The sequence below is a fragment of the Streptomyces sp. NPDC048106 genome (genome assembly GCF_040706415.1).
GTDB lineage: Bacteria > Actinomycetota > Actinomycetes > Streptomycetales > Streptomycetaceae > Streptomyces.
The window spans coordinates 389,102-407,308 of record NZ_JBEZND010000001.1 but is presented as its reverse complement, the minus strand read 5'-3'; the positions used below and the strand labels follow the sequence as shown (position 1 = coordinate 407,308).

The window sequence follows — 18,207 nt, the reverse complement described above, 5'->3', positions numbered from 1 at the left end:
CGTGAAAGGGGCGCCCGGCGGCTCGCCGGGCGCCCCTTTGGTGTGCGGGTGTTACTTGGCGGCGCTGTCCGCGGCCTGGGCCCTCAGCGCGCGCTCGATGCCCGCGCGGGACTCGGAGACCAGGCGGCGCAGGGCCGCGCCGGGCTCGGCCGACGCCAGCCAGGCGTCCGTCCGGTCCAGGATCTCGGTGGAGATCTGGAGGGACGGGTAGAGGCCGATGGCGATCTGCTGGGCGATCTCGTGCGAACGGGAGTCCCAGGCGTCCTTGACGATCTCGAAGTACCGCTCGGCGTACGGCGCCAGCAGCTCCCGCTGGTCCGTCTGCACGAAGCCGCCGATCACGGCCTCCTGCACGGCGTTGGGCAGCTTGTCGGAGTCGACCACCGAGGACCATGCCTCCGCCTTCGCCTCCTCGGTCGGCCGGGCCGCGCGGGCGGTGGCCGCGTGCCGCTCACCGGCGGCGGTCTTGTCCCGCTCGTACTCGCCGGCGATCTCCGCCTCGTCGTAACGGCCGACCGCGGCGAGGCGCTCCACGAACGCCCAGCGCAGCTCCGTGTCCACGACCAGGCCCTCGACCGTCTGGGAGCCGTCCAGCAGGGCCTCCAGCAGGTCCAGCTGCTCGGGGGTGCGCGCGGTCGCCGCGAAGGCCCGCGCCCAGGCGAGCTGGTGGTCGCTGCCCGCCTCGGCCGCGCGCAGGTGGGCCAGCGTGGCGTCGGTCCAGCGGGTGAGCAGGGGCTCGCGGGCGGCCGGGTCGGCGTACAGGTCGACGGCCAGCTTCACCTGGCGGTGCAGCGACTGCACGACGCCGATGTCGGACTCCTTGCCGATGCCGGACAGCACCAGGGCGAGGTAGTCCCGGGTGGCCAGCTCGGCGTCCCGCGTCATGTCCCAGGCCGAGGCCCAGCACAGCGCGCGGGGCAGGGACGCCTCGAAGTCGCCGAGGTGCTCGGTGACGACCGCGAGGGACTGCTCGTCCAGGCGGACCTTGGCGTACGACAGGTCGTCGTCGTTGAGCAGGATCACGGCCGGGCGGGCCTTGCCGGTGAGCTGCGGCACGGCGGTCAGCTCGCCGTCCACGTCCAGCTCGATCCGGTCCGTGCGCACCAGCTTGCCGGCGTCGTCGAGGTCGTACAGGCCGATCGCGATGCGGTGCGGGCGCAGGGTCGGCTCGCCCTTGGCGCCGGCGGGCAGCGCGGGGGCCTCCTGGCGCACGGCGAAGGAGGTGACGACTCCGGCGGCGTCCGTCTCGACCTCGGGCCGCAGGACGTTGATCCCGGCCGTCTCCAGCCACTTCCTGGACCAGGTCTTCAGGTCGCGCCCGGAGGTCTCCTCCAGCGCGCCCAGCAGGTCGGACAGGCGGGTGTTGCCGTACGCGTGCCGCTTGAAGTAGGCCTGGACGCCCTTGAAGAACGCGTCCTCGCCGACGTACGCCACCAGCTGCTTGAGGACGGAGGCGCCCTTGGCGTAGGTGATGCCGTCGAAGTTGACGAGGACGTCGTCCAGGTCGCGGATGTCCGCCATGATCGGGTGCGTGGAGGGCAGCTGGTCCTGCCGGTACGCCCAGGTCTTCATGGAGTTGGCGAACGTGGTCCACGAGTGCGGCCAGCGCGAGCCGGGGGCGGCGGCCTGGCAGGCGATGGAGGTGTAGGTGGCGAACGACTCGTTCAGCCACAGGTCGTTCCACCACTCCATGGTGACCAGGTCGCCGAACCACATGTGGGCCAGCTCGTGCAGCAGCGTCTCGGCGCGCACCTCGTACGCCGCGTCGGTCACCTTGGACCGGAAGACGTACTGGTCGCGGACGGTGACCGCGCCGGCGTTCTCCATGGCGCCCGCGTTGAACTCGGGCACGAAAAGCTGGTCGTACTTCTCGAACGGGTACGCGTAGTCGAACTTCTCCTGGAACCAGTCGAAGCCCTGCCGCGTCACCTCGAAGATCGCGTCGGAGTCCAGGAACTCGGCGAGCGAGGGCCGGCAGTAGATGCCGAGCGGCACGCTCTGGCCGTCCTTCTCGTAGACGCTGTGCACGGAGTGGTACGGGCCGACGATCAGCGCGGTGACGTACGTCGAGATGCGCGGGGTCGGGGCGAACGTCCAGACGTCGTCCTGCGGCTCGGGGGTCGGCGAGTTCGACACCACCGTCCAGCCCTCGGGCGCCTTCACGGTGAACCGGAAGGTGGCCTTCAGGTCCGGCTGCTCGAAGGAGGCGAAGACGCGGCGGGCGTCCGGGACCTCGAACTGGGTGTACAGGTACGCCTGTTCGTCGACCGGGTCGACGAACCGGTGCAGGCCCTCACCGGTGTTGGTGTACGCGCAGTCGGCCACGACCCGCAGCACGTTACGGCCCTCCAGCAGGCCCGGCAGCGCGATCCGCGAGTCCGCGAACACCTCGGCGACGTCCAGCCGGTCGCCGTTGAGCACGACCTCGTGGACGGTCGGGGCCACCAGGTCGATGAAGGACTCCGCCCCGGTACGGGCGACATCGAAGCGCACCGTGGTCACGGACCTGTAGGTACCGCCCTCCTGCGCGCCGGAGAGGTCGAGATCGATCTCGTACGAGTCAACGTTGAGCAGCTCAGCCCGCTGCTGCGCCTCTTCGCGAGTCAGGTTTGTGCCAGGCACGCGGTCATCTCCTCGTTATGTGTGGGTTGCGCCATCCTTCCATGCCGTCCGGCGGGAACGCGATGTCCGCATCCCGCCGGTGCCGCCGGCACGGAGGCCGGAGCCTGGACCCATGACGACGACAACGGCCTACACCGTCTGCCCCCTCCCCACCGAGACCCTGCACGCCCTTCGGCTGACGGACGACGCGGGCCACCCCACCGCGCCGTACACCGACCCGGAGGGCGGCGCCCCACTGCGCTGCTGCCTGCGCCGCAGCGAACCAGGGGAGCAGATAGCGCTGGTGACGTACGCGCCGCTGCGCCGCTGGGCGGCCGAGACCGGCGCGCGCCCCGGCCCCTACGACGAACAGGGCCCGGTCTTCGTCCACGCGGACGACTGCCCCGGCTGGTCCGCCCCGGCCCTCCCCTTCACCAACACCCACCGCGTCCTGCGCCGCTACTCGGCCCAGGGACACATCCTCGGCGGCCGACTGGTGACCGACGACTTCCCGGCGGCCCTCACGACGGCGTTCAGCGACCCGGAGGTGGCGTCGGTCCATGTGCGGGCGGTGGAGTACGGGTGCTTCCTGTACGAGGTACGCCGGGGCTGACCGGCCGGCGGCGCCGGTAGACGGTGGCCAGGGCGGAGACGGTGACCCGCCCGGCGGACCCGGCCGGCTCCCGGTGGCGCGCGCTCGGGGTCATCGCCATCAGGTCGAGGGCCTGTGCCGCGTCGAGGGTCAGCCCGTACTCGACCCGTTCGGTGCCGGTGGCCTCGAAGAAGGGGTGCAGCGCCTGGTGCAGTCGCCGCTCCTTGTCCGGGTCGACGGCGACCATTCCGGGCAGCCGGTCGCGCAGTTCGGCGAGGTGCCGCGGGGTGGGCCGCACGACGACCAGCCGGCCGCCCGGACGCAGCACGCGGTGGAACTCGGCCGGATTGCGCGGGGCGAACACGTCGAGCACGACATCGGCCGCGCCGTCGGTCAGCGGGAGCGGGCGGAAGACGTCCCAGCTCACCGCGGCGGCCCGGTCGTGGGCCCGCGCCGCCGCGCGCAGGGCGCGCGCGGAGGAGTCCAGGCCGAGGCCGCGGGCGCCGGGCAGCCGGTCGAGGACACCGGCGAGGTAGTACCCCGTGCCGCATCCCGCGTCCACGGCCCTGACGCGGGATGCCCGCTGACCGGTGGCGGCCAGCCGGGCCACCGTCCGGCGCAGGGGCTCGTACCCGCCGGTGGCCAGGAACCGTTCCCTGGCGCGGACCATGGGCGCGTCGTCGCCGCTGGTGGCGCGGGCGCCGGTGAGGAGGCCGGCGTAGCCGTGCCGGGCGAGGTCGAAGGCGTGCCCCGCCGAACAGCGCAGGGCGCCGCGGGCGGGGCGGAGGCGGGGCGCGCGGCACGTGGGGCAGCGCAACAGGTCGAGGAAGGGTGCGAGGGCGGGCGGGCACGACGCGGACATGGGCAGGCACTCCTGGCGAACCGACGGGAAGGGGACGGCGCCCGCGGTTCACACCGCAGGGCACACCGAGGAGGGCGACGCCGTCCGGCATCGCCCTCGGCGCCCTCCGGTCAGAGGAAGCAGTGGTGCGGGGTGCTCATGAATGCCACGCCGGGAGTCTAGAGGCGTGGCGAAAGAAGGTGCGGCGAAAGAAGGTGCGGTGAGCCGCTCGGTGGGAGAGACTCACTCGGCGTGAACACCACTGATGACGATCTCGCGCTCGTGGCGGCCGCCCGCCGGGTCGCCGAGGAGTACGCGCGGCCCGACGTCCACACCGTGGCGGCGGCCGCGCGCGCCGGTGACGGCAGGATCGTCACGGCCGTGAACGTCTATCACTTCACCGGGGGGCCGTGCGCCGAGCTGGTCGTGATCGGTGCCGCCGCGGGGCAGGGGGTGTACGAGCTGACGGCGATGGTCGCGGTCAGCTCGCGCGACATGTCGGTGGTCCCGCCCTGCGGGCGGTGCCGGCAGGTCCTGATCGACTACTTCCCGGGGATCGAGGTCCTGGTCCAGCCGGCCGGGCGGCTGGAGCGGCTGCCCATCGCCGAGCTGCTGCCCGGGGCCTTCAGCCGGTCGGCGCCGAGGTAGCGGCGGAAAACGCCGGGGGCGCCGACCTCACCCGGGCAGGCGTGACACGCGTACCGACGGGAGGACTGGCGCCCCCGGCGTAGGAACCGACGTTCCGGCGATCAGGCCTTGGCCTGGGCGTCGGGCTTGACGTTGATGTTGGACGAGGTGGTCTTCCGCTTGCCGCGGGACTTGTCCGTCGCCATCACCAGGCCGGCGATGACCAGGAACAGGGCGAGCGGGATCAGCACGTAGAGACCCAGCGTCTGGACGACGCTGAGGCCCGGGCCGGGGTCGTCGCCGTCGTCGCGGATCAGCGCGAGCGCGGGGGACGACATGAGCAGCATCATCAGCGTCGTACCGGCGGCCAGCGTGCCGGCGCGCAGGGCGTTCTTCTTGTCCACGGTCTCAAGTTAGCGAATCACCCGGAAGGCCGCGCGTCCGGGGTCCCGTAGCGGGCGGTCAGCCGTCCCCGAGCCGGGCGAACACCTCCAGGAGCGCCCGCAGGCGCGGAGCGGCCGTCAGTTCCTCCAGCGGCACCGGTCTGCCCTCGCGGTCGGCGATCGGCAACCGCCAGTTGGGGTATTCGGCGCAGGTGCCCGGCAGGTTCTGCGGGCGGCGGTCGCCCACGCCGTCCGGGAGCCAGACGCCGATCATCCGGGCGGGGGTGCGCAGCAGGAACCGGTGCACGGCGCGGACCTCCGCCTCCTCGTCGGTGCCGGGCGGCCCGGCGGCCGTGCTGTCCAGCAGTCCGAGGCTGCCCAGCAGGGCGAGCCACTCGGCGGCGTCACAGACGGCCTCGGCGCGTTCCTCGGCGGCGGGGCGGGTGAGCAGGCCGAGCCGGTCGCGCAGGTCGACGTGGTCGCCGGTGAGGCGGGCGGCGGTGGGCGGCAGGTCGTGGGTGGTGGCGGTGGCGAGGCAGTCGGCGCGCCAGCGGCCGGGGGGCAGGGGGCGGCCGTCGCCGGTCCAGTCGCGTTCGAACCAGAGCACGGAGGTGCCGAGCACCCCGCGTCGGTGCAGCGTCTCGCGGACGCCGGGTTCGACGGTGCCGAGGTCCTCGCCGATGACGACGGCCCCGGCGCGCCCGGCCTCCAGGGCGAGGACGGCGAGCATGGCCTCGGCGTCGTAATGGACGTACGTGCCCTCGGTGGGCGGGCTGCCCTGGGGGATCCACCAGAGCCGGAACAGGCCCATGACGTGGTCGACGCGCAGGGCGCCTGCGTAGCGGAACAGGGCGCGCAGGAGGTCGCGGTAGGGGGCGTACCCGCAGGCGGCGAGGCGGTCGGGGCGCCAGGGCGGCAGGCCCCAGTCCTGGCCGCGGGCGTTGAAGGCGTCCGGGGGCGCGCCGACGGACATGCCGGCGGCGAAGACGTCCTGCTGGGCCCAGGCGTCGGCGCCGCGGGGATGCACGCCCACGGCGAGGTCGTGCACGATCCCGACCGGCATCCCGGCCTCCCGCGCGGCGCGCTGCGCGGCCCGCATCTGCCCGTCGGTGAGCCAGGCGAGGCGGGTGTGGAAGGCGACGCGGTCGGCGAGCCCGGCGCGGGCGCGGGCGGTCGCCTGGGAGCGGGGGTCGCGCAGGCCGTCCGGCCAGGTGGTCCAGTCGGGGCCGTACGACTCGGCGAGGGCGTAGTACGTGGCGTGGTCGTCGAGGGCCTGGCCGTGGGCGGCGCGGAAGGCGTCGTAGGCGGCCCGGCGGCCGGGGGCGAGGGGGACGGCGAGGAGGGCCTCCAGCGCCTCGCGCTTCACCTGCCACACCGCGTCGCGGTCGATGAGGGCGCCCTTGTCGAGGACGGCGGCCCGCAGCCGCGCGGCCCGTGCCAGGAGCCCGTCGAGCCGCTCGCGGTCCTCGGCGTACGCGTACTCGGGGACGTCCTCGACCCGCAGGTGCACGGGGTCGGGGAACCGCCGGGAGGAGGGCCGGTACGGCGACGGGTCCGTGGGCGTGCCGGGCACCGCCGCGTGCAGCGGGTTGACCTGCACGAATCCGGCCCCCGCGACCCGCCCGGCCCATCCGGCCAGCTCGGCGAGGTCCCCGAGGTCGCCCATCCCCCAGGAGCGGCGGGAGAGCAGCGAGTACAGCTGGACGAGGAGCCCGAAGGACCGTCCGGCCGGCGCGGGCAGCCGGTCGGGGGCCACGATGAGGTGGGCGTGTCCGCTGCGGCCGTCGGGTGCGAGGGCGGTGACCCGGTGGACACCGAAGGGGAGCCCGGCGACGAGGGGGGCGCTCGCGCGGTACGGCTCCGGCTCGCGCTCCCCGTTCCCGTACGCCCCGGCGGGCGCCGTCGTCGCCTCCCGCTCCTGCCCCTCCTCCGTCTCGATACGCACCCGGGTGCCGGGCGGCAGGGCGGCGAGCGCGCCGGGGTCCCCGGAGTCGCCGGCCCAGTGCACCAGCGTCGGCGGCAGCAGGCGTGCGCGCAGGTCGCGTTCCCGCTCGGTGAGCGCGGCGCGGACCGCTTCCGGGGTGGCGGCGTCGACGCCGAGGGCGCCCAGGGCGGCGACGACGGCGGAGGCGGGGACGGTGACCGTACGGTCCGGGGCGGGGCGGTAGGAGACGGCGACCCCGTGCAGCCCGGCGAGCCGGGACAGCTCGTCCGCGGGCGCCCCGGTCATCTACGACCCCGCCGCGTAGGCGTCCGACTCGCTGGTCAGGGAGCTGGTGTCGGCGAGCGGGGGCTCGCTGGTCAGGGGCTCGGCGGCGGGCAGCGGGGGTTCGCTGGTGAGCGGCGCGGTGGTGGCGGCGGCCTCCGCGGGGGGTTTGCGCTCGGGTTTCGCCCGGCCGTGTGTCCACTGGGCGGGGATGGGGGTGCGGGCCGGTGCGGCCACGGGGGCCTCCTTGTCCTGTACGGCGGCCTGCGCCCCGGCATGCGGGTCAGGTCACCCAAACCAAGGAGGTCGCCGAAAAATCCCTACCCCGTGAACGCCGCGGCAGACGTTCCGAAAGGAGCAATATGCCGCGGCTCACAACACGGCTCAGCGCAAGGAGGCAGTGAAGTCCGTCCAGGTGCGGGGGGCGAGGCGGAGCATCGGGCCGTCGAGGGTCTTGGAGTCGCGGACGGCAACGACGTCGGGGACGTTGCGGGCGACTTCGACGCACTGGCCTGAGGTGCTGCTGTAGCTGGATTTGACGAAGTCGAACTCGCGCATGGGTTACATCTCCTGGCGAATGGTGTCGATCAGCAGGGCCGAGTCGCGCTGTGCAAGGCCGAGGCGTGCTGTGCGCTCGAAGAACGTGGCATACGCCGTGCTTTCGCTCGCGTCCTCCACCCACAGGGTAGACGAGATGGTGTCGACGTGGACGACGTCCGCAGCCTCGGCCTCGGCGAACGAGACGACCGTGAAAGCCCCTGGCATGCAAGGGTGTCCACCCGCGCGGAAGGGCAGAACCTGAAGGCGCACGTTCGGCAGCTTGGCCACCTCCAGGAGGTGTTCCAACTGGGCGCGCATGGTGCCGGGCCCGCCGACCAGTTGCCGCAGAGCCGCCTCCCAGACAATGGCGTACACCTCAAGCGGGCGCTCGTCGTGCAGGCGGGCCTGGCGGCGCATGCGGATCTCGACAAGACGCTCGATCTCGTCGGGGTCCTCCCACACCCCGGCGCCTTCGCTCACGGCAAGCGAACGGGCGTACTCGGAGGTCTGGAACAGGCCGGGAATCAACGAGAGTTCCCAGGTTCGCACGCGACTGGCGGCATCCTCCAGCGCGATGTACTCGGACATCCTGCCCGGGTGGGGTGAGTCCTGCCACCATCCCCTGACCTTACGGCGCTCACGGTCCAGCCTGGCCAGACTCAACAACCGTGCCACGGCTTTGGGGTCGTCAAGGCCGTAGAACTCGCACAACGCCCGGACGTCGACGTCCCGCATAGGTACCCAGCCTCGCTCCATCTTCACGATCTTCGAGTTGGTTGCGTTGAGTACGTCGGCGGCTTGCTGTTGGGTCCGTCCAGCGGCATCGCGTAGGCGCAGCAGCTCTCCACCAAGCCTGCGACCCAAGACAGTTGACGCCCGGTTACCCGTTGGTGCGGATCGGTTCACGGACGCATTCTCGCGCCCCAGGGGGCTCACGTCACACGACCGAGCCAATTATCCCCAAGCCGCTTGAACTAAAGCCAACCATCTCGCTACGTTCGGCATCCTGTCGCTCACTCAGCGAATTCACCGGAGGCTCCCCCATGCCCGACGCCACCCCCGCCCCCACCCCCCTCCTCCACGAGGACCAGCTCGACTACACCCCGCTCCCCCGCAGCATCGCCCTGGCCCGGCACCGCGCCGCGCGCCTGGTCGGCGAGTGGGGATACGCGGCGCTCGCGGAAGACGTCGCCCTCGTCGTCAGCGAGCTGATGACCAACGCCCTGCTGCACGGCAGCCTGCGCGGCCGGTTCATCCGGCTGCGGCTCCTCGCCACGACCGCCACGCTCCGCGCCGAGGTCAGCGATCCGCGCGGCGAGCGGCGCCCGAGCCTTCGCACGGCGATCGACGACGACCAGTTCGGGCGGGGGCTGCTGCTGGTCGAGGCCCTGACGGACGACTGGGGCGTGGCGCCACGGGCCGGCGCCGGCAAGACGGTCTGGGCCCAGTGGCGCCTCGGCCTCACCCTGATGACAGAAGTGATTCCGACCGGCACCGCAGCACCCCGGCAGGAACACGCGTCCGGCCACGTCGAGTTGGGTACGGTCCGACCGGGGTCATCCGGATTTGACAGGGGAGGCGAATCATGAGGAAGAGGCCGCATGCCGGGTTCACCGCGTTCGAGGCCAGAGCGAGGGAAGCCGCGCGGACTCTGCTGCACCACCAGGGCCACGACGGCGGATGGGGCTCACGCTCACCTCGGTGTCATCGATCGTCAACACCAGCGAGGTTCTTCCCGTCTTACAGGCTGCCGGCATCGCGGGACAGCCGGTGCGCCAGGCACTCGACTTCCTGACCGGCGCCATTCCGGAGCACTGCCGGCCTCGTCACAAAGGCGGCCGGGGCGAGCACACCCGCTTCGTGGCCTTCGGTCTGGCCGGCCTGCTGTCACATCCACGCTTCTTCCACCAAGAGGGTGTCGCGGAGGCCGTGGCCTGGTGCGTCGGTTGGTTCGCCGACAATCGCGTCGACCATGGCTGGCCGGAGGTGCTCGGGCTCGACGACACCTCGCTGCACCAGACCGCCCTCACCGTGCACGGGCTTGCCCAGCTCAGGGACACCCTCCACGAACTCGGCCCGGACTTCGCCCTCTCCAGCGAGGTAGATACGACGAGCATGCTGGAACGCGTCGAGCCGCTGATCGACCATGGTGTCCACGGTCTGCTCTACCACCGCCGGGCCAGCGGTGCTTGGGGATGGCGCACCTACGTGGACACCGACCCGAGTCCGAGCAAGACCGCGCTGTGCTTACTCGCCCTCTCCGCGGTCGCCTCCGGCACCGGCCCGAAAGGCGAGCCCACGTACTGGGACATGCCCCGGGACACGGGAGGGGTCCACGGTCCGGCACAGAAGAAGCGGCTGTCCGAGGTGATCATCGAGGCCGGGCAGTGGTTGGTGCGCAACCACCACCGCTGGGAAACCTTCGTCGAGGACGACAAGGACGTACAGGGCACCGCGTGGGAGCACATGGCGTACGCGCTGTGCACCGAGGCGGTCATCCGAGCCGGCGCCGATCCCCGCGACCCCCGGCTGTCCAAAGCATGGCAGCTGATGAACGGCCTGTGGGATCCCGAGGCCGCGATGTGGAATGAGCCTGGCGCCTCTGGCAAGCGCGCCACGGTCCGCGCGGCCTACTACACGGTCTCGGCTTACCAAGAGGCACTCGGTCGTCTTGCGCGGATCGGCCTCGGCGAGGGATCCGCAGCAGCTGACACCGAGATCGCGGCTGCGGTGCCCATCGTGAACGCGGAGCTCGCCGACGCGCACGCGGTCTTGCTGACCACACCGGCCAACGGTGCCCCGGTGGCGTGTGCACTATCGGAACGGTTGTTCGACTTGGCGAAGACCGTCCACGACGGCCCCGTCGAGGGCTTGTCGACCGAGCGGATCGCCCAGGCTCTGTTTGTCGCGCCGTCCTCGGTGCCAAAATATGTCCAGCGCCTCAACCAGACGGTATCCGCCGCCCTGGGCGGTGTCCCGGCCCGGCTGCTGTACGCAGTGAGCGTGAACGGGGCCGGCGGCTACGCCTGGGCCCGCTCGGAAGCGACCGGATAGTTCAGCAGGGCGAAGCGTGCCAGCGAGCGGACCTGCTCGAAGGTAGGCAACGTGGCGATGTCCTCCAGCCCGAACCACCTGGCCTCGTGCACCTCCTCCAATTGCGCTTCCACCGCCTGCTCGCCGGTATCCTCCTGGCGGCACACGTAGAAGAACTGGACCAGAGCCGGAGTGGCAAACCCCTCTCGCTCGATGTCCGTGTAGAACGGCACCGGCTCAGGGGTGGCGTTGTCGTCGGCAGGATGGATGACGGGCTGGCTGGAGATCGCCTCCACCAGTAGACCGGTCTCCTCTTTGAACTCCCGTACGGCGGTGCCGGCGAACGACTCACCTGGCTCGATGTGCCCGCCGGGAGGAACCCACTTGTCGAAGCGGTTGTGGTGCACAAGGAGAACTTTGCCGCGCTCGACGAGATAGCCCGAGCAGATGTACACCAGGCCGACGTCACGGGCGGTCCAGCCGTCATGGATCAGAATCGAGCGAGGCACGCTCGCCACGATAGCCCACTCTCCGGCTCTCTAACTGATCAGTGAAAACCAGGACTTGGGTGAACGTCAGCCCACTGCGGATGACACGTCATCACCGGTGACATCGCAGTGTCATCGGGTGCACGTCGTAACAGGACGGAGAGTTGGCGCATGCCCGCCGCTGCCAGGACGGCCACGGCGGGCAGAGTCCTGTTCGGCTAGGGAAAGGACCGCGATGCGTACCCGCAGTCCCGGTCGACGCGCCCGCTACGACCGATGGTTCACGGCCCCGCAGACCGTGGTTGTCCAGCCCACGACCTGGTGCAACCTCGACTGCCGCTACTGCTACCTGCCCTTCCGCAAGCGCAAGCACCAGATGCGCCCGGACGTCGCCGCCGCCCTGGCGACGTCGGTCGCCGGACTCACGGCTGACGACAGCCCGCCCATCGGGATCGTCTGGCATGGCGGGGAGCCCCTCTCGATCGGCACGCACACGTTCGCGGCGCTGCTCGCCCCCTTCGAGGACCTGCGCCGAGCGGGCCGCGTGCACCATTACGTACAAACCAACGCCACCCTGATCACCGACACCTGGTGCGAGCTGCTGACCGCGTACGACATCCGTGTGGGCGTGAGCATCGACGGCCTCGCCCGCATGAACAGCGACCGGCTCGACCTGCATGGCAAGCCCGCCTTCGACCGGATCCTCCGTGGCATCCGATGCCTGCGCGAGCACGGCATCCCGTTTTCCGCGATCTCGGTCGTCACGGCCGAGTCCATCACCAGGCCCGAAGAGCTCCTGCAATTCCTGGCCGAGCTGGGCTGTCGCTCGGCGGGCGTCAACATCGAGGAGATCGAAGGCGTCAACACCGGCCGAGCGGCGCCCACGCCCGAACAGGCCGAGGAATTCTGGCGCCGCACCCTCACCTGGAGCCGCTCCCATGGCGGCCGCCTGCGCGTCCGAGAACTCGAACGCCTCGCCGAATATCTACACCTGATCCGCACCGGACAGCGCACCGCATGGGACGAGCGGCGTCTCGATCCGATCCCCACCGTCTCCGTAACCGGGGACGTGGTACTCCTCTCCCCCGAGTTCGCGGACACCACCGACTCCGGCTACGACGACTTCCGCGTCGGCAACGTCCTCCAGATGTCCCTGTCCGAGATCATGAGCGCCGCTCACCGGGTCAGATACGTCCGCGACTTCCTCAGCGGTCTGGACCGCTGCCAGGCGGAGTGCGCGTTCTTCGACTTCTGCCGGGGTGCGCAGGCCGCCAACCGTTACTTCGAGAACGGCAGCCTGCGGTCCACCGAGACCAACTACTGCCGGGTTTCCCGACAGGCCCTGATCACGGCCCTGTCCACCCTTGCCGCCAAGGAGAAAGCAGCATGACGCTTCTCGACGGATTGACCACCTCCGACGCACCCATCGTGGTGGACTTGATCTCTGCCCATGTCGCCCCGGTCTCCGAGGTCACCGGCACAGCGTGGGACAACCGGCCCACATGGGACAACTGGCAGAAGAGCCCCGCGCCCTTCGACAACCGACCCACGTGGGACAACTGGAACAAGACCAAGTGACCTACCGCTCGGGGCGCGCCCGCGCGAAGGCGCGCCACGGGCGTCGTACAGGCCCACCTCGCTGGAAGGCATCTCGATGGGAAACCGCACGATCCGCCGTACGAGCGTGACCCTGCCCTCTCTCGACGAGCCCGGCCTGTACCTGTCCAACGTGACCTCTCTCGAAGGCGGACGCGGCAGGGTCACGGACTTCCACTACGGCGACATCGATCTGCGCGCCCTGGAACTGGCCGACACACACCTCGTCAGCGGACGAGTGACCGGGCTCAGGACCCAGCGCACCCGGCTGGAGGAGCTACGTATCGACTCGGTCGAGTTCACCGGCTGCGACCTGGCCTCCCTGCACTGGTCCGGCTCCAGGGTCACTCGCACCGTCTTCCGTGACTGCAAGCTGATGGGCGCCATGCTGGAGGACGTCACTCTCGGCGATGTCCTGTTCGACAACTGCAAGCTCGACTACAGCACCCTCACTCGCGTCCGGGCCGTCGGGCCGGTGATCTTCTCCCGGTGCTCGCTGCGTGAGGCCGCGATCGACGCGGCAGACCTGAGCACAGCAGTGTTCGACGACTGTGATCTGCGGCTGACCGAGTTCAGCGGCGGCAAGTACCGCGGACTGGATCTGCGGGGCAACGACCTCTCCCAGCTCCGCGGCCTGGCTTCACTCAAGCAGGTGATCATCGACCGCGGCCAGACGCTGCAACTGGCCGAAGCGCTCTCCGCAGAGCTGGACATCACCTACGGCGAAGAACTCGACGGCGAATAGCCCGTCACCGCCCTTGGGAGGCTGGCCATGGGTCCACGACTCCGCTTCCGGACGCTCGACGACATGCGCGGCCGGTGCGCCATCGCACCGGTCTGGCTGACCCGAGGCAAGCCCGGGTATGACGACGGCGCCCTCGTCCCCGGCGACGACTGGACACCCGTCACCGCCGACGAAGCCGAGCAGCTTCGCGCGGACGCTACGGCACCGGACAGCGTCCTGATCGAGCTCGTACACCAGCCGCTGCCCGACCTCGAACCGAACGACCTGGCGTGTCGCCTCGAAACCGCCGTACTTCTCGATCCGCTCAATGGCCGCTGGCCCGCCACACTCCTGGGCTGTGCGGTCGGCCCGGGAAATCGGCCCACCACGACCGAGGACCTCGCCACCGGCCGCCGCATCGGCTTGCACGTCGACAATTTCGACCGGCTTCCGTATGCCACACGTCACCAGGGCCGCCGACGGCTCTGCCTCAACCTCGGCCCAGGCCCGCGATACCTCCTCGTCGGCGACCACGACGTCCAGGAGATCTGCCGGGCACTCCACTCGGACGCCGCCCTGGAGCGGCACTATCCCCACACCGAGGACATACGACGGTACGTCGCCGCAGGACACTCTCTGCGCTGCCTGCGCATCCGCCTCGACCCGGGTGACGGGTACATCGCCCCGACCGAGTTCCTGCCCCACGACGGCTCCACCGCCGGAGTCGACCGGCCGTCCGTCGCCGCCTTCTGGCTCGGACGATCACCGACCGTGGCATGACGACACGTGCAGCCCGGCGAGCCGGGACAGCTCGTCCGCGGGCGCCCCGGTCATCTACGACCCCGCCGCGTAGGCGTCCGACTCGCTGGTCAGGGAGCTGGTGTCGGCGAGCGGGGGCTCGCTGGTCAGGGGCTCGGCGGCGGGCAGCGGGGGTTCGCTGGTGAGCGGCGCGGTGGTGGCGGCGGCCTCCGCGTTGAACGCGTACAGCCTGATCTCGCCGGTCTCGGTCGATTCGATCGACTCGATGGTCTCGGCGGACGGCTCCGCGAGGGGTTTGCGCTCGGGTTTCGCCCGGCCGTGTGTCCACTGGGCGGGGATGGGGGTGCGGGCCGGTGCGGCCACGGGGGCCTCCTTGTCCTGTACGGCGGCCTGAGGCCCGGACCGCGGATCGCGGCGACCGGGCCTTCGAGGGTTATCGCAGCCCTACCCCGCGAACACGCTCCCACTCACTATTCACTCAGTACATGTATCTCGTGCATACTGATCGCCATGAGCACCCGGCACATCCTCCTGGGCCTGCTGGAGGCGGGGCCGAGCCACGGCTACGACCTCAAGCGCCGCCACGACGAACGCTTCCCGCAGGCCCGCCCACTGGCCTACGGGCAGGTGTACACAACGTTGCAACGCCTGGTCAGGGACGGTCTCGCGGAGATCGAGGGGACGGCCGCGGACGGCGGTCCGGAACGCACGCTGTACCGGTCGACGGCCGCCGGCGCGCGGGAACTGGCCCGGTGGGCCGCCGAGATCGCCCCGCCCGCGCCCTTCGTGGCGAACGAGATCTTCGCCAAGGTCGTCGTCTCCATCCTGGCCGGCGGCGATCCGGCCGCCTATCTGCGCGCCCAGCAGGCCGCGCACAAGGCACGGATGCGGGAGCTGACGGCGGTGAAGACGAACCCGGGCGCCGACCTGGCGACCGTGCTCTCGGCGGACTACGCCCTGAACCACCTCGACGCCGACCTCCGCTGGATGAACACCACGGCGGCCCGGCTGACCACTTTGACCTCGGAGGTCGACACGGCATGAACCACAGGGGGGACACGATGAGGGGCACGGAAGACGGCCCGGCGCCGCTGCTGGCGGGCCGGGACCTGGCCAAGACGCACGGCAGGACGCCCGCGCTGCGCGGCGCCTCGGTCACGCTGGACGCGGGCGAGATCCTCGCCGTGACGGGGGCCAGCGGCAGCGGGAAGTCCACGCTGCTGCACCTGCTGGCGGGGCTCGTACGACCGGACGAGGGCGCGGTGACCTACGGCGGGCAGCGGCTCGACCTGCTGCCGGAGCGGCGGCTGACCGAACTGCGCCGCACCGACTTCGGGGTGGTCTTCCAGTTCGGGCAGCTGATCCCGGAGCTGACGGCCGTGGACAACGTGGGGCTGCCACTGCTGCTGGCCGGGGCCTCCCGCGCCGAGGCCCGCGGCCGGGCGGGCGAGTGGCTGGAGCGGTTCGGGGTGCGGGACCAGGAGGGGCTGCGGCCGGGTCAGCTCAGCGGCGGGCAGGCCCAGCGGGTGGCGCTGGCGCGGGCGCTGGTGACCGGCCCGAAGGTGGTCTTCGCGGACGAGCCGACGGGGGCCCTGGACTCGCTGGCGGGCGAGCAGGTGATGACGGCGCTGGTGCGCACGGCCCGCGAGGCGGGCACGGCGGTCCTGCTGATCACGCACGACGCGCAGATCGCGGCGTACGCGGACCGCGAGGTGCGGCTCAGCGACGGTCTGGTGCTCCCGGCGGAGGTGGCCGCGTGACGCGCCGGACGCCGGGCGGCGCGGTGTGGACCGAGGCACGGCTGGCCTGGCGGCTCGGCCGGGGCGCGGACCGGCGGGAGTGGTGGCGGGCCGGGCTGACCGCGGCCGGGGCCGCGCTGGCCACCGGCTTCGCCCAGGCCGCGGCGGTACTGGGCACCCTGCGGGGGCAGTACCAGGTGTCCGTCGGCGGCGGTCTGCTGGACCAGCCGGGCGAGCGCGCGGGAGTCGTCGCGGCCCTGCTCCTGCTGCTGGTGCCGGTGCTGGGCTTCCTCGGGCAGTGCGCCCGGATCGGCGCCGTGCACCGCGACCGGCGGCTGGCCGGGCTGCGGCTGGCCGGCGCGACCCCGGCCCAGGTGCGCCGGATCGCCGCGCTGGAGACCGGTCCGGCCTGTCTGCTGGGCTCCCTGCTGACCACCATCGCGGCCGTCGCGGTCCTGCCGCGGCTGTGGAGCGGCCCGGCACCGGCGGCCTGGGCGGGCCTCGCGCTGGTCGCCCTCGCGGTGCCGGTGCTGGGCACGGCGGTGGCCGTCGCGGCGCTGCGCCGGCTGGTGGCCTCGCCGCTCGGCTGGGTGCGCCGGGTACGGCCGCGCGGCGGGCGGGGTCCCGGTCTGCTGTTCACCGGCGGCCTGCTGATCGTCGTCCTGTCGGCGCCCGCCGTCTTCGGCGGTGCGCGCGGATGGCTGCCGCTGACCGTGTTCGCGCTGGTCGCCGGGGTCGGCGCGGGGGCGGTGTGGCTGGCCGGGGGCACGGCACGGCTGGCCGGGCGGCTGGTGGCGCGGCGGGCCCGGTCCGCGGCGGCGCTGATCGCGGCGGAACGGCTGCGCGACGACCCGTGGGCCGCGGCCCGCGGCCACGCGGCGGTCCTGCTGGTCACGGTGGTCGGCACCGGCTTCGTGGGCGTACGGCAGGCGCTCCTCGCCGACCTGCACCGGATGCGCCAGGACCAGCGGCTCGGCATGCCGATGTCCTTCTACACCACGGGCATCGACCTGACGGGCGCCGCGATCCTCGTCGCCCTCGGGATCACCCTGTGCGGCCTCGCCGTGGGCACCGCCGAGTCCCTGGCGAACCGGCGCCGGGGGCTGGCCGCGCAGACCGCCGCCGGGGTGCCGCGGCCGGTGCTCGGCCGGGCCCTGCTCCTGGAGACCGCCCTGCCGCTGCTGCCCGCGCTCGTCCTGGCGGGCGCCGGAGGCATGGCGATCGGCACCTGGTACGCCACGCTGACCGGCGGCGCCGTCACGGTCCCGTATCCCGCCCTGCTGGTGCCGGTCCTCGTCTACGCCTGCTGCCTGGCGTCGGCGGCCACCGCGCTCCCGCTGCTGCGCCGCTCGGTGGATCCGGGGGGGCTGCGGTACGCCTGAGGGGCATGCCGCCGGGCCCCGCGTCCCGGCCGTGGCGGGCGGGACGCGGGGCGGATACGCGAAAGCCCGGACCTCAGGCGGAGATGCCGTCGATCCGGGCCATGGCGTCGTCCGCGCCGTACGGCTGCAAGTAGGGCAGCCAGCGCGGATCCCTGTGGCCGGTGCCGATGATGCGCCAGGCCAGACCGGTGGGCGGGGCCGGTTTGTGGCGCAGGCGCCAGCCCAGTTCCACGAGGTGGCGGTCGGCCTTCACGTGGTTGCAGCGGCGGCAGGAGGCCACCACGTTGTCCCAGACGTGTTTGCCCCCGCGACTGCGCGGGATGACGTGGTCGACGCTGGTTGCGACGCCACCGCAGTACATGCACCGGCCCCCGTCCCGCGCGAAGAGCGCACGACGGGTGAGCGGGACGGGCCCCCGGTACGGGACCCGGACGAATCGCTTGAGCCGGACCACGCTGGGTGCGGGGAGTGTGACGGTCGCGCTGTGCATAAAGGCGCCGGATTCCTCAAGGGAGACGGCCTTGTTCTCCAGGACGAGGACGAGCGCGCGGCGGAGCGGTACGACGCCGAGCGGCTCGTACGACGCGTTGAGGACCAGGACATGCGGCACGGGTGCCTCCTTGGGCGTCGGCGGCGCGTGGCTCGCGCCGGGACGATCTGCAGCCAGTCTCCCCTCATGCCTGGTGGCGGCGCCAC

The 18,207-nt window shown here is 72.0% G+C and carries 21 protein-coding genes; 11 read left to right on the top strand and 10 right to left on the bottom strand.

Annotated elements, in window-relative coordinates:
- Nucleotides 1-51 precede the first annotated feature (51 nt).
- Complete coding sequence (gene pepN, locus AB0927_RS01830; RefSeq protein WP_366665472.1) at nucleotides 52-2,622, bottom strand: aminopeptidase N; 2,571 nt, start codon at nucleotides 2,620-2,622, stop codon at nucleotides 52-54.
- A gap of 112 nt (nucleotides 2,623-2,734) precedes the next feature.
- Between pepN and AB0927_RS01825 the strand changes: the two genes are divergently transcribed.
- Nucleotides 2,735-3,214 carry a DUF1203 domain-containing protein gene (locus tag AB0927_RS01825; protein WP_366665471.1) on the top strand — a complete coding sequence of 160 codons (480 nt, stop codon included), beginning with the start codon at nucleotides 2,735-2,737 and terminating at the stop codon, nucleotides 3,212-3,214.
- Here AB0927_RS01825 and AB0927_RS01820 read toward each other — a convergent pair.
- Nucleotides 3,135-4,055, bottom strand: coding sequence for a methyltransferase domain-containing protein (locus tag AB0927_RS01820; protein WP_366665470.1), 921 nt, complete (start codon nucleotides 4,053-4,055; stop codon nucleotides 3,135-3,137). The two genes, AB0927_RS01825 and AB0927_RS01820, sit on opposite strands and share 80 nt — an antisense overlap.
- Before the next feature lie 261 nt (nucleotides 4,056-4,316).
- On the opposite strand from AB0927_RS01820, the gene AB0927_RS01815 reads away from it, so the two are divergent.
- A complete protein-coding gene (locus AB0927_RS01815; protein WP_366665541.1) occupies nucleotides 4,317-4,682 on the top strand; it encodes a cytidine deaminase in 366 nt (121 codons plus the stop codon).
- A 101-nt stretch (nucleotides 4,683-4,783) separates the two neighbouring features.
- On the opposite strand, the gene AB0927_RS01810 is transcribed toward AB0927_RS01815, so the two are convergent.
- The 5 genes from AB0927_RS01810 to AB0927_RS01790 all read right to left on the bottom strand — a co-directional run bounded on the left by AB0927_RS01810 (nucleotide 4,784) and on the right by AB0927_RS01790 (nucleotide 8,654).
- Nucleotides 4,784-5,065, bottom strand: a complete 282-nt coding sequence (locus tag AB0927_RS01810) for a hypothetical protein (protein ID WP_366665469.1) — start codon at nucleotides 5,063-5,065, stop codon at nucleotides 4,784-4,786.
- A gap of 58 nt (nucleotides 5,066-5,123) precedes the next feature.
- Complete coding sequence (gene malQ / locus AB0927_RS01805; protein WP_366665468.1) at nucleotides 5,124-7,274, bottom strand: 4-alpha-glucanotransferase; 2,151 nt, start codon at nucleotides 7,272-7,274, stop codon at nucleotides 5,124-5,126.
- Nucleotides 7,275-7,463, bottom strand: a complete 189-nt coding sequence (locus AB0927_RS01800; RefSeq protein ID WP_366665539.1) for a hypothetical protein — start codon at nucleotides 7,461-7,463, stop codon at nucleotides 7,275-7,277.
- Nucleotides 7,464-7,634: 171 nt separating this feature from the next.
- Nucleotides 7,635-7,808, bottom strand: a complete 174-nt coding sequence (locus AB0927_RS01795) for a DUF397 domain-containing protein (protein ID WP_366665467.1) — start codon at nucleotides 7,806-7,808, stop codon at nucleotides 7,635-7,637.
- A 3-nt stretch (nucleotides 7,809-7,811) separates the two neighbouring features.
- Complete coding sequence (locus tag AB0927_RS01790) at nucleotides 7,812-8,654, bottom strand: helix-turn-helix transcriptional regulator (RefSeq protein WP_366665538.1); 843 nt, start codon at nucleotides 8,652-8,654, stop codon at nucleotides 7,812-7,814.
- 179 nt (nucleotides 8,655-8,833) lie between these two features.
- Between AB0927_RS01790 and AB0927_RS01785 the strand changes: the two genes are divergently transcribed.
- Nucleotides 8,834-9,379 (top strand): ATP-binding protein, encoded by a 546-nt coding sequence (locus AB0927_RS01785; RefSeq protein WP_366665466.1) that lies wholly within the window; start codon nucleotides 8,834-8,836, stop codon nucleotides 9,377-9,379.
- 112 nt (nucleotides 9,380-9,491) lie between these two features.
- Nucleotides 9,492-10,844 carry a hypothetical protein gene (locus AB0927_RS01780; RefSeq protein WP_366665465.1) on the top strand — a complete coding sequence of 451 codons (1,353 nt, stop codon included), beginning with the start codon at nucleotides 9,492-9,494 and terminating at the stop codon, nucleotides 10,842-10,844.
- On the opposite strand, the gene AB0927_RS01775 is transcribed toward AB0927_RS01780, so the two are convergent.
- The gene (locus AB0927_RS01775; protein ID WP_366665464.1) at nucleotides 10,811-11,332 is read right to left on the bottom strand and encodes an NUDIX domain-containing protein; all 522 of its coding nucleotides are present in this window, start codon (nucleotides 11,330-11,332) and stop codon (nucleotides 10,811-10,813) included. The genes AB0927_RS01780 and AB0927_RS01775 overlap by 34 nt on opposite strands.
- A gap of 214 nt (nucleotides 11,333-11,546) precedes the next feature.
- Between AB0927_RS01775 and amcB the strand changes: the two genes are divergently transcribed.
- From amcB to AB0927_RS01755, 4 genes are all read left to right on the top strand, one after another.
- A complete protein-coding gene (gene amcB, locus AB0927_RS01770) occupies nucleotides 11,547-12,701 on the top strand; it encodes a cyclophane-forming radical SAM peptide maturase AmcB (protein ID WP_366665463.1) in 1,155 nt (384 codons plus the stop codon).
- The gene (amcA, locus tag AB0927_RS01765; protein WP_366665462.1) at nucleotides 12,698-12,889 is read left to right on the top strand and encodes a multiple cyclophane-containing RiPP AmcA; all 192 of its coding nucleotides are present in this window, start codon (nucleotides 12,698-12,700) and stop codon (nucleotides 12,887-12,889) included. The genes amcB and amcA overlap by 4 nt, the downstream gene beginning before the upstream one ends.
- Nucleotides 12,890-12,965: 76 nt before the next feature.
- Nucleotides 12,966-13,652, top strand: coding sequence for a pentapeptide repeat-containing protein (locus tag AB0927_RS01760; RefSeq protein ID WP_366665461.1), 687 nt, complete (start codon nucleotides 12,966-12,968; stop codon nucleotides 13,650-13,652).
- Nucleotides 13,653-13,679: 27 nt separating this feature from the next.
- Nucleotides 13,680-14,411, top strand: coding sequence for a hypothetical protein (locus tag AB0927_RS01755; protein WP_366665460.1), 732 nt, complete (start codon nucleotides 13,680-13,682; stop codon nucleotides 14,409-14,411).
- Nucleotides 14,412-14,465: 54 nt separating this feature from the next.
- Here AB0927_RS01755 and AB0927_RS01750 read toward each other — a convergent pair whose 3' ends face one another.
- Nucleotides 14,466-14,753, bottom strand: a complete 288-nt coding sequence (locus AB0927_RS01750; RefSeq protein ID WP_366665459.1) for a hypothetical protein — start codon at nucleotides 14,751-14,753, stop codon at nucleotides 14,466-14,468.
- A gap of 147 nt (nucleotides 14,754-14,900) precedes the next feature.
- Between AB0927_RS01750 and AB0927_RS01745 the strand changes: the two genes are divergently transcribed.
- The 3 genes from AB0927_RS01745 to AB0927_RS01735 are packed head-to-tail and all read left to right on the top strand — an operon-like array spanning nucleotide 14,901 to nucleotide 17,511.
- Nucleotides 14,901-15,434, top strand: a complete 534-nt coding sequence (locus AB0927_RS01745; protein WP_366665458.1) for a PadR family transcriptional regulator — start codon at nucleotides 14,901-14,903, stop codon at nucleotides 15,432-15,434.
- Between the two features lie 17 nt (nucleotides 15,435-15,451).
- Nucleotides 15,452-16,150 (top strand): ABC transporter ATP-binding protein, encoded by a 699-nt coding sequence (locus AB0927_RS01740; RefSeq protein WP_366665457.1) that lies wholly within the window; start codon nucleotides 15,452-15,454, stop codon nucleotides 16,148-16,150.
- Nucleotides 16,147-17,511: an FtsX-like permease family protein gene (locus tag AB0927_RS01735; RefSeq protein ID WP_366665456.1), complete on the top strand. Its 1,365-nt coding sequence runs from the start codon at nucleotides 16,147-16,149 to the stop codon at nucleotides 17,509-17,511. Before AB0927_RS01740 ends, AB0927_RS01735 begins: the two co-directional genes overlap by 4 nt.
- Before the next feature lie 73 nt (nucleotides 17,512-17,584).
- Here AB0927_RS01735 and AB0927_RS01730 read toward each other — a convergent pair whose 3' ends face one another.
- Nucleotides 17,585-18,121 carry an HNH endonuclease gene (locus AB0927_RS01730; RefSeq protein WP_366665455.1) on the bottom strand — a complete coding sequence of 179 codons (537 nt, stop codon included), beginning with the start codon at nucleotides 18,119-18,121 and terminating at the stop codon, nucleotides 17,585-17,587.
- Nucleotides 18,122-18,207: the final 86 nt, after the last annotated feature.

Bases quoted from the DNA above. Each gene is read 5' to 3' on its own strand.
- AB0927_RS01825 (WP_366665471.1), top strand. From the start codon at position 2,735: ATGACGACGACAACGGCCTACACCGTCTGCCCCCTCCCCACCGAGACC.
- AB0927_RS01820 (WP_366665470.1), bottom strand. From the start codon at position 4,055: ATGTCCGCGTCGTGCCCGCCCGCCCTCGCACCCTTCCTCGACCTGTTG.
- malQ (WP_366665468.1), bottom strand. From the start codon at position 7,274: ATGACCGGGGCGCCCGCGGACGAGCTGTCCCGGCTCGCCGGGCTGCAC.
- AB0927_RS01795 (WP_366665467.1), bottom strand. From the start codon at position 7,808: ATGCGCGAGTTCGACTTCGTCAAATCCAGCTACAGCAGCACCTCAGGC.
- AB0927_RS01785 (WP_366665466.1), top strand. From the start codon at position 8,834: ATGCCCGACGCCACCCCCGCCCCCACCCCCCTCCTCCACGAGGACCAG.
- amcB (WP_366665463.1), top strand. From the start codon at position 11,547: ATGCGTACCCGCAGTCCCGGTCGACGCGCCCGCTACGACCGATGGTTC.
- amcA (WP_366665462.1), top strand. From the start codon at position 12,698: ATGACGCTTCTCGACGGATTGACCACCTCCGACGCACCCATCGTGGTG.
- AB0927_RS01760 (WP_366665461.1), top strand. From the start codon at position 12,966: ATGGGAAACCGCACGATCCGCCGTACGAGCGTGACCCTGCCCTCTCTC.
- AB0927_RS01755 (WP_366665460.1), top strand. From the start codon at position 13,680: ATGGGTCCACGACTCCGCTTCCGGACGCTCGACGACATGCGCGGCCGG.
- AB0927_RS01745 (WP_366665458.1), top strand. From the start codon at position 14,901: ATGAGCACCCGGCACATCCTCCTGGGCCTGCTGGAGGCGGGGCCGAGC.
- AB0927_RS01740 (WP_366665457.1), top strand. From the start codon at position 15,452: ATGAGGGGCACGGAAGACGGCCCGGCGCCGCTGCTGGCGGGCCGGGAC.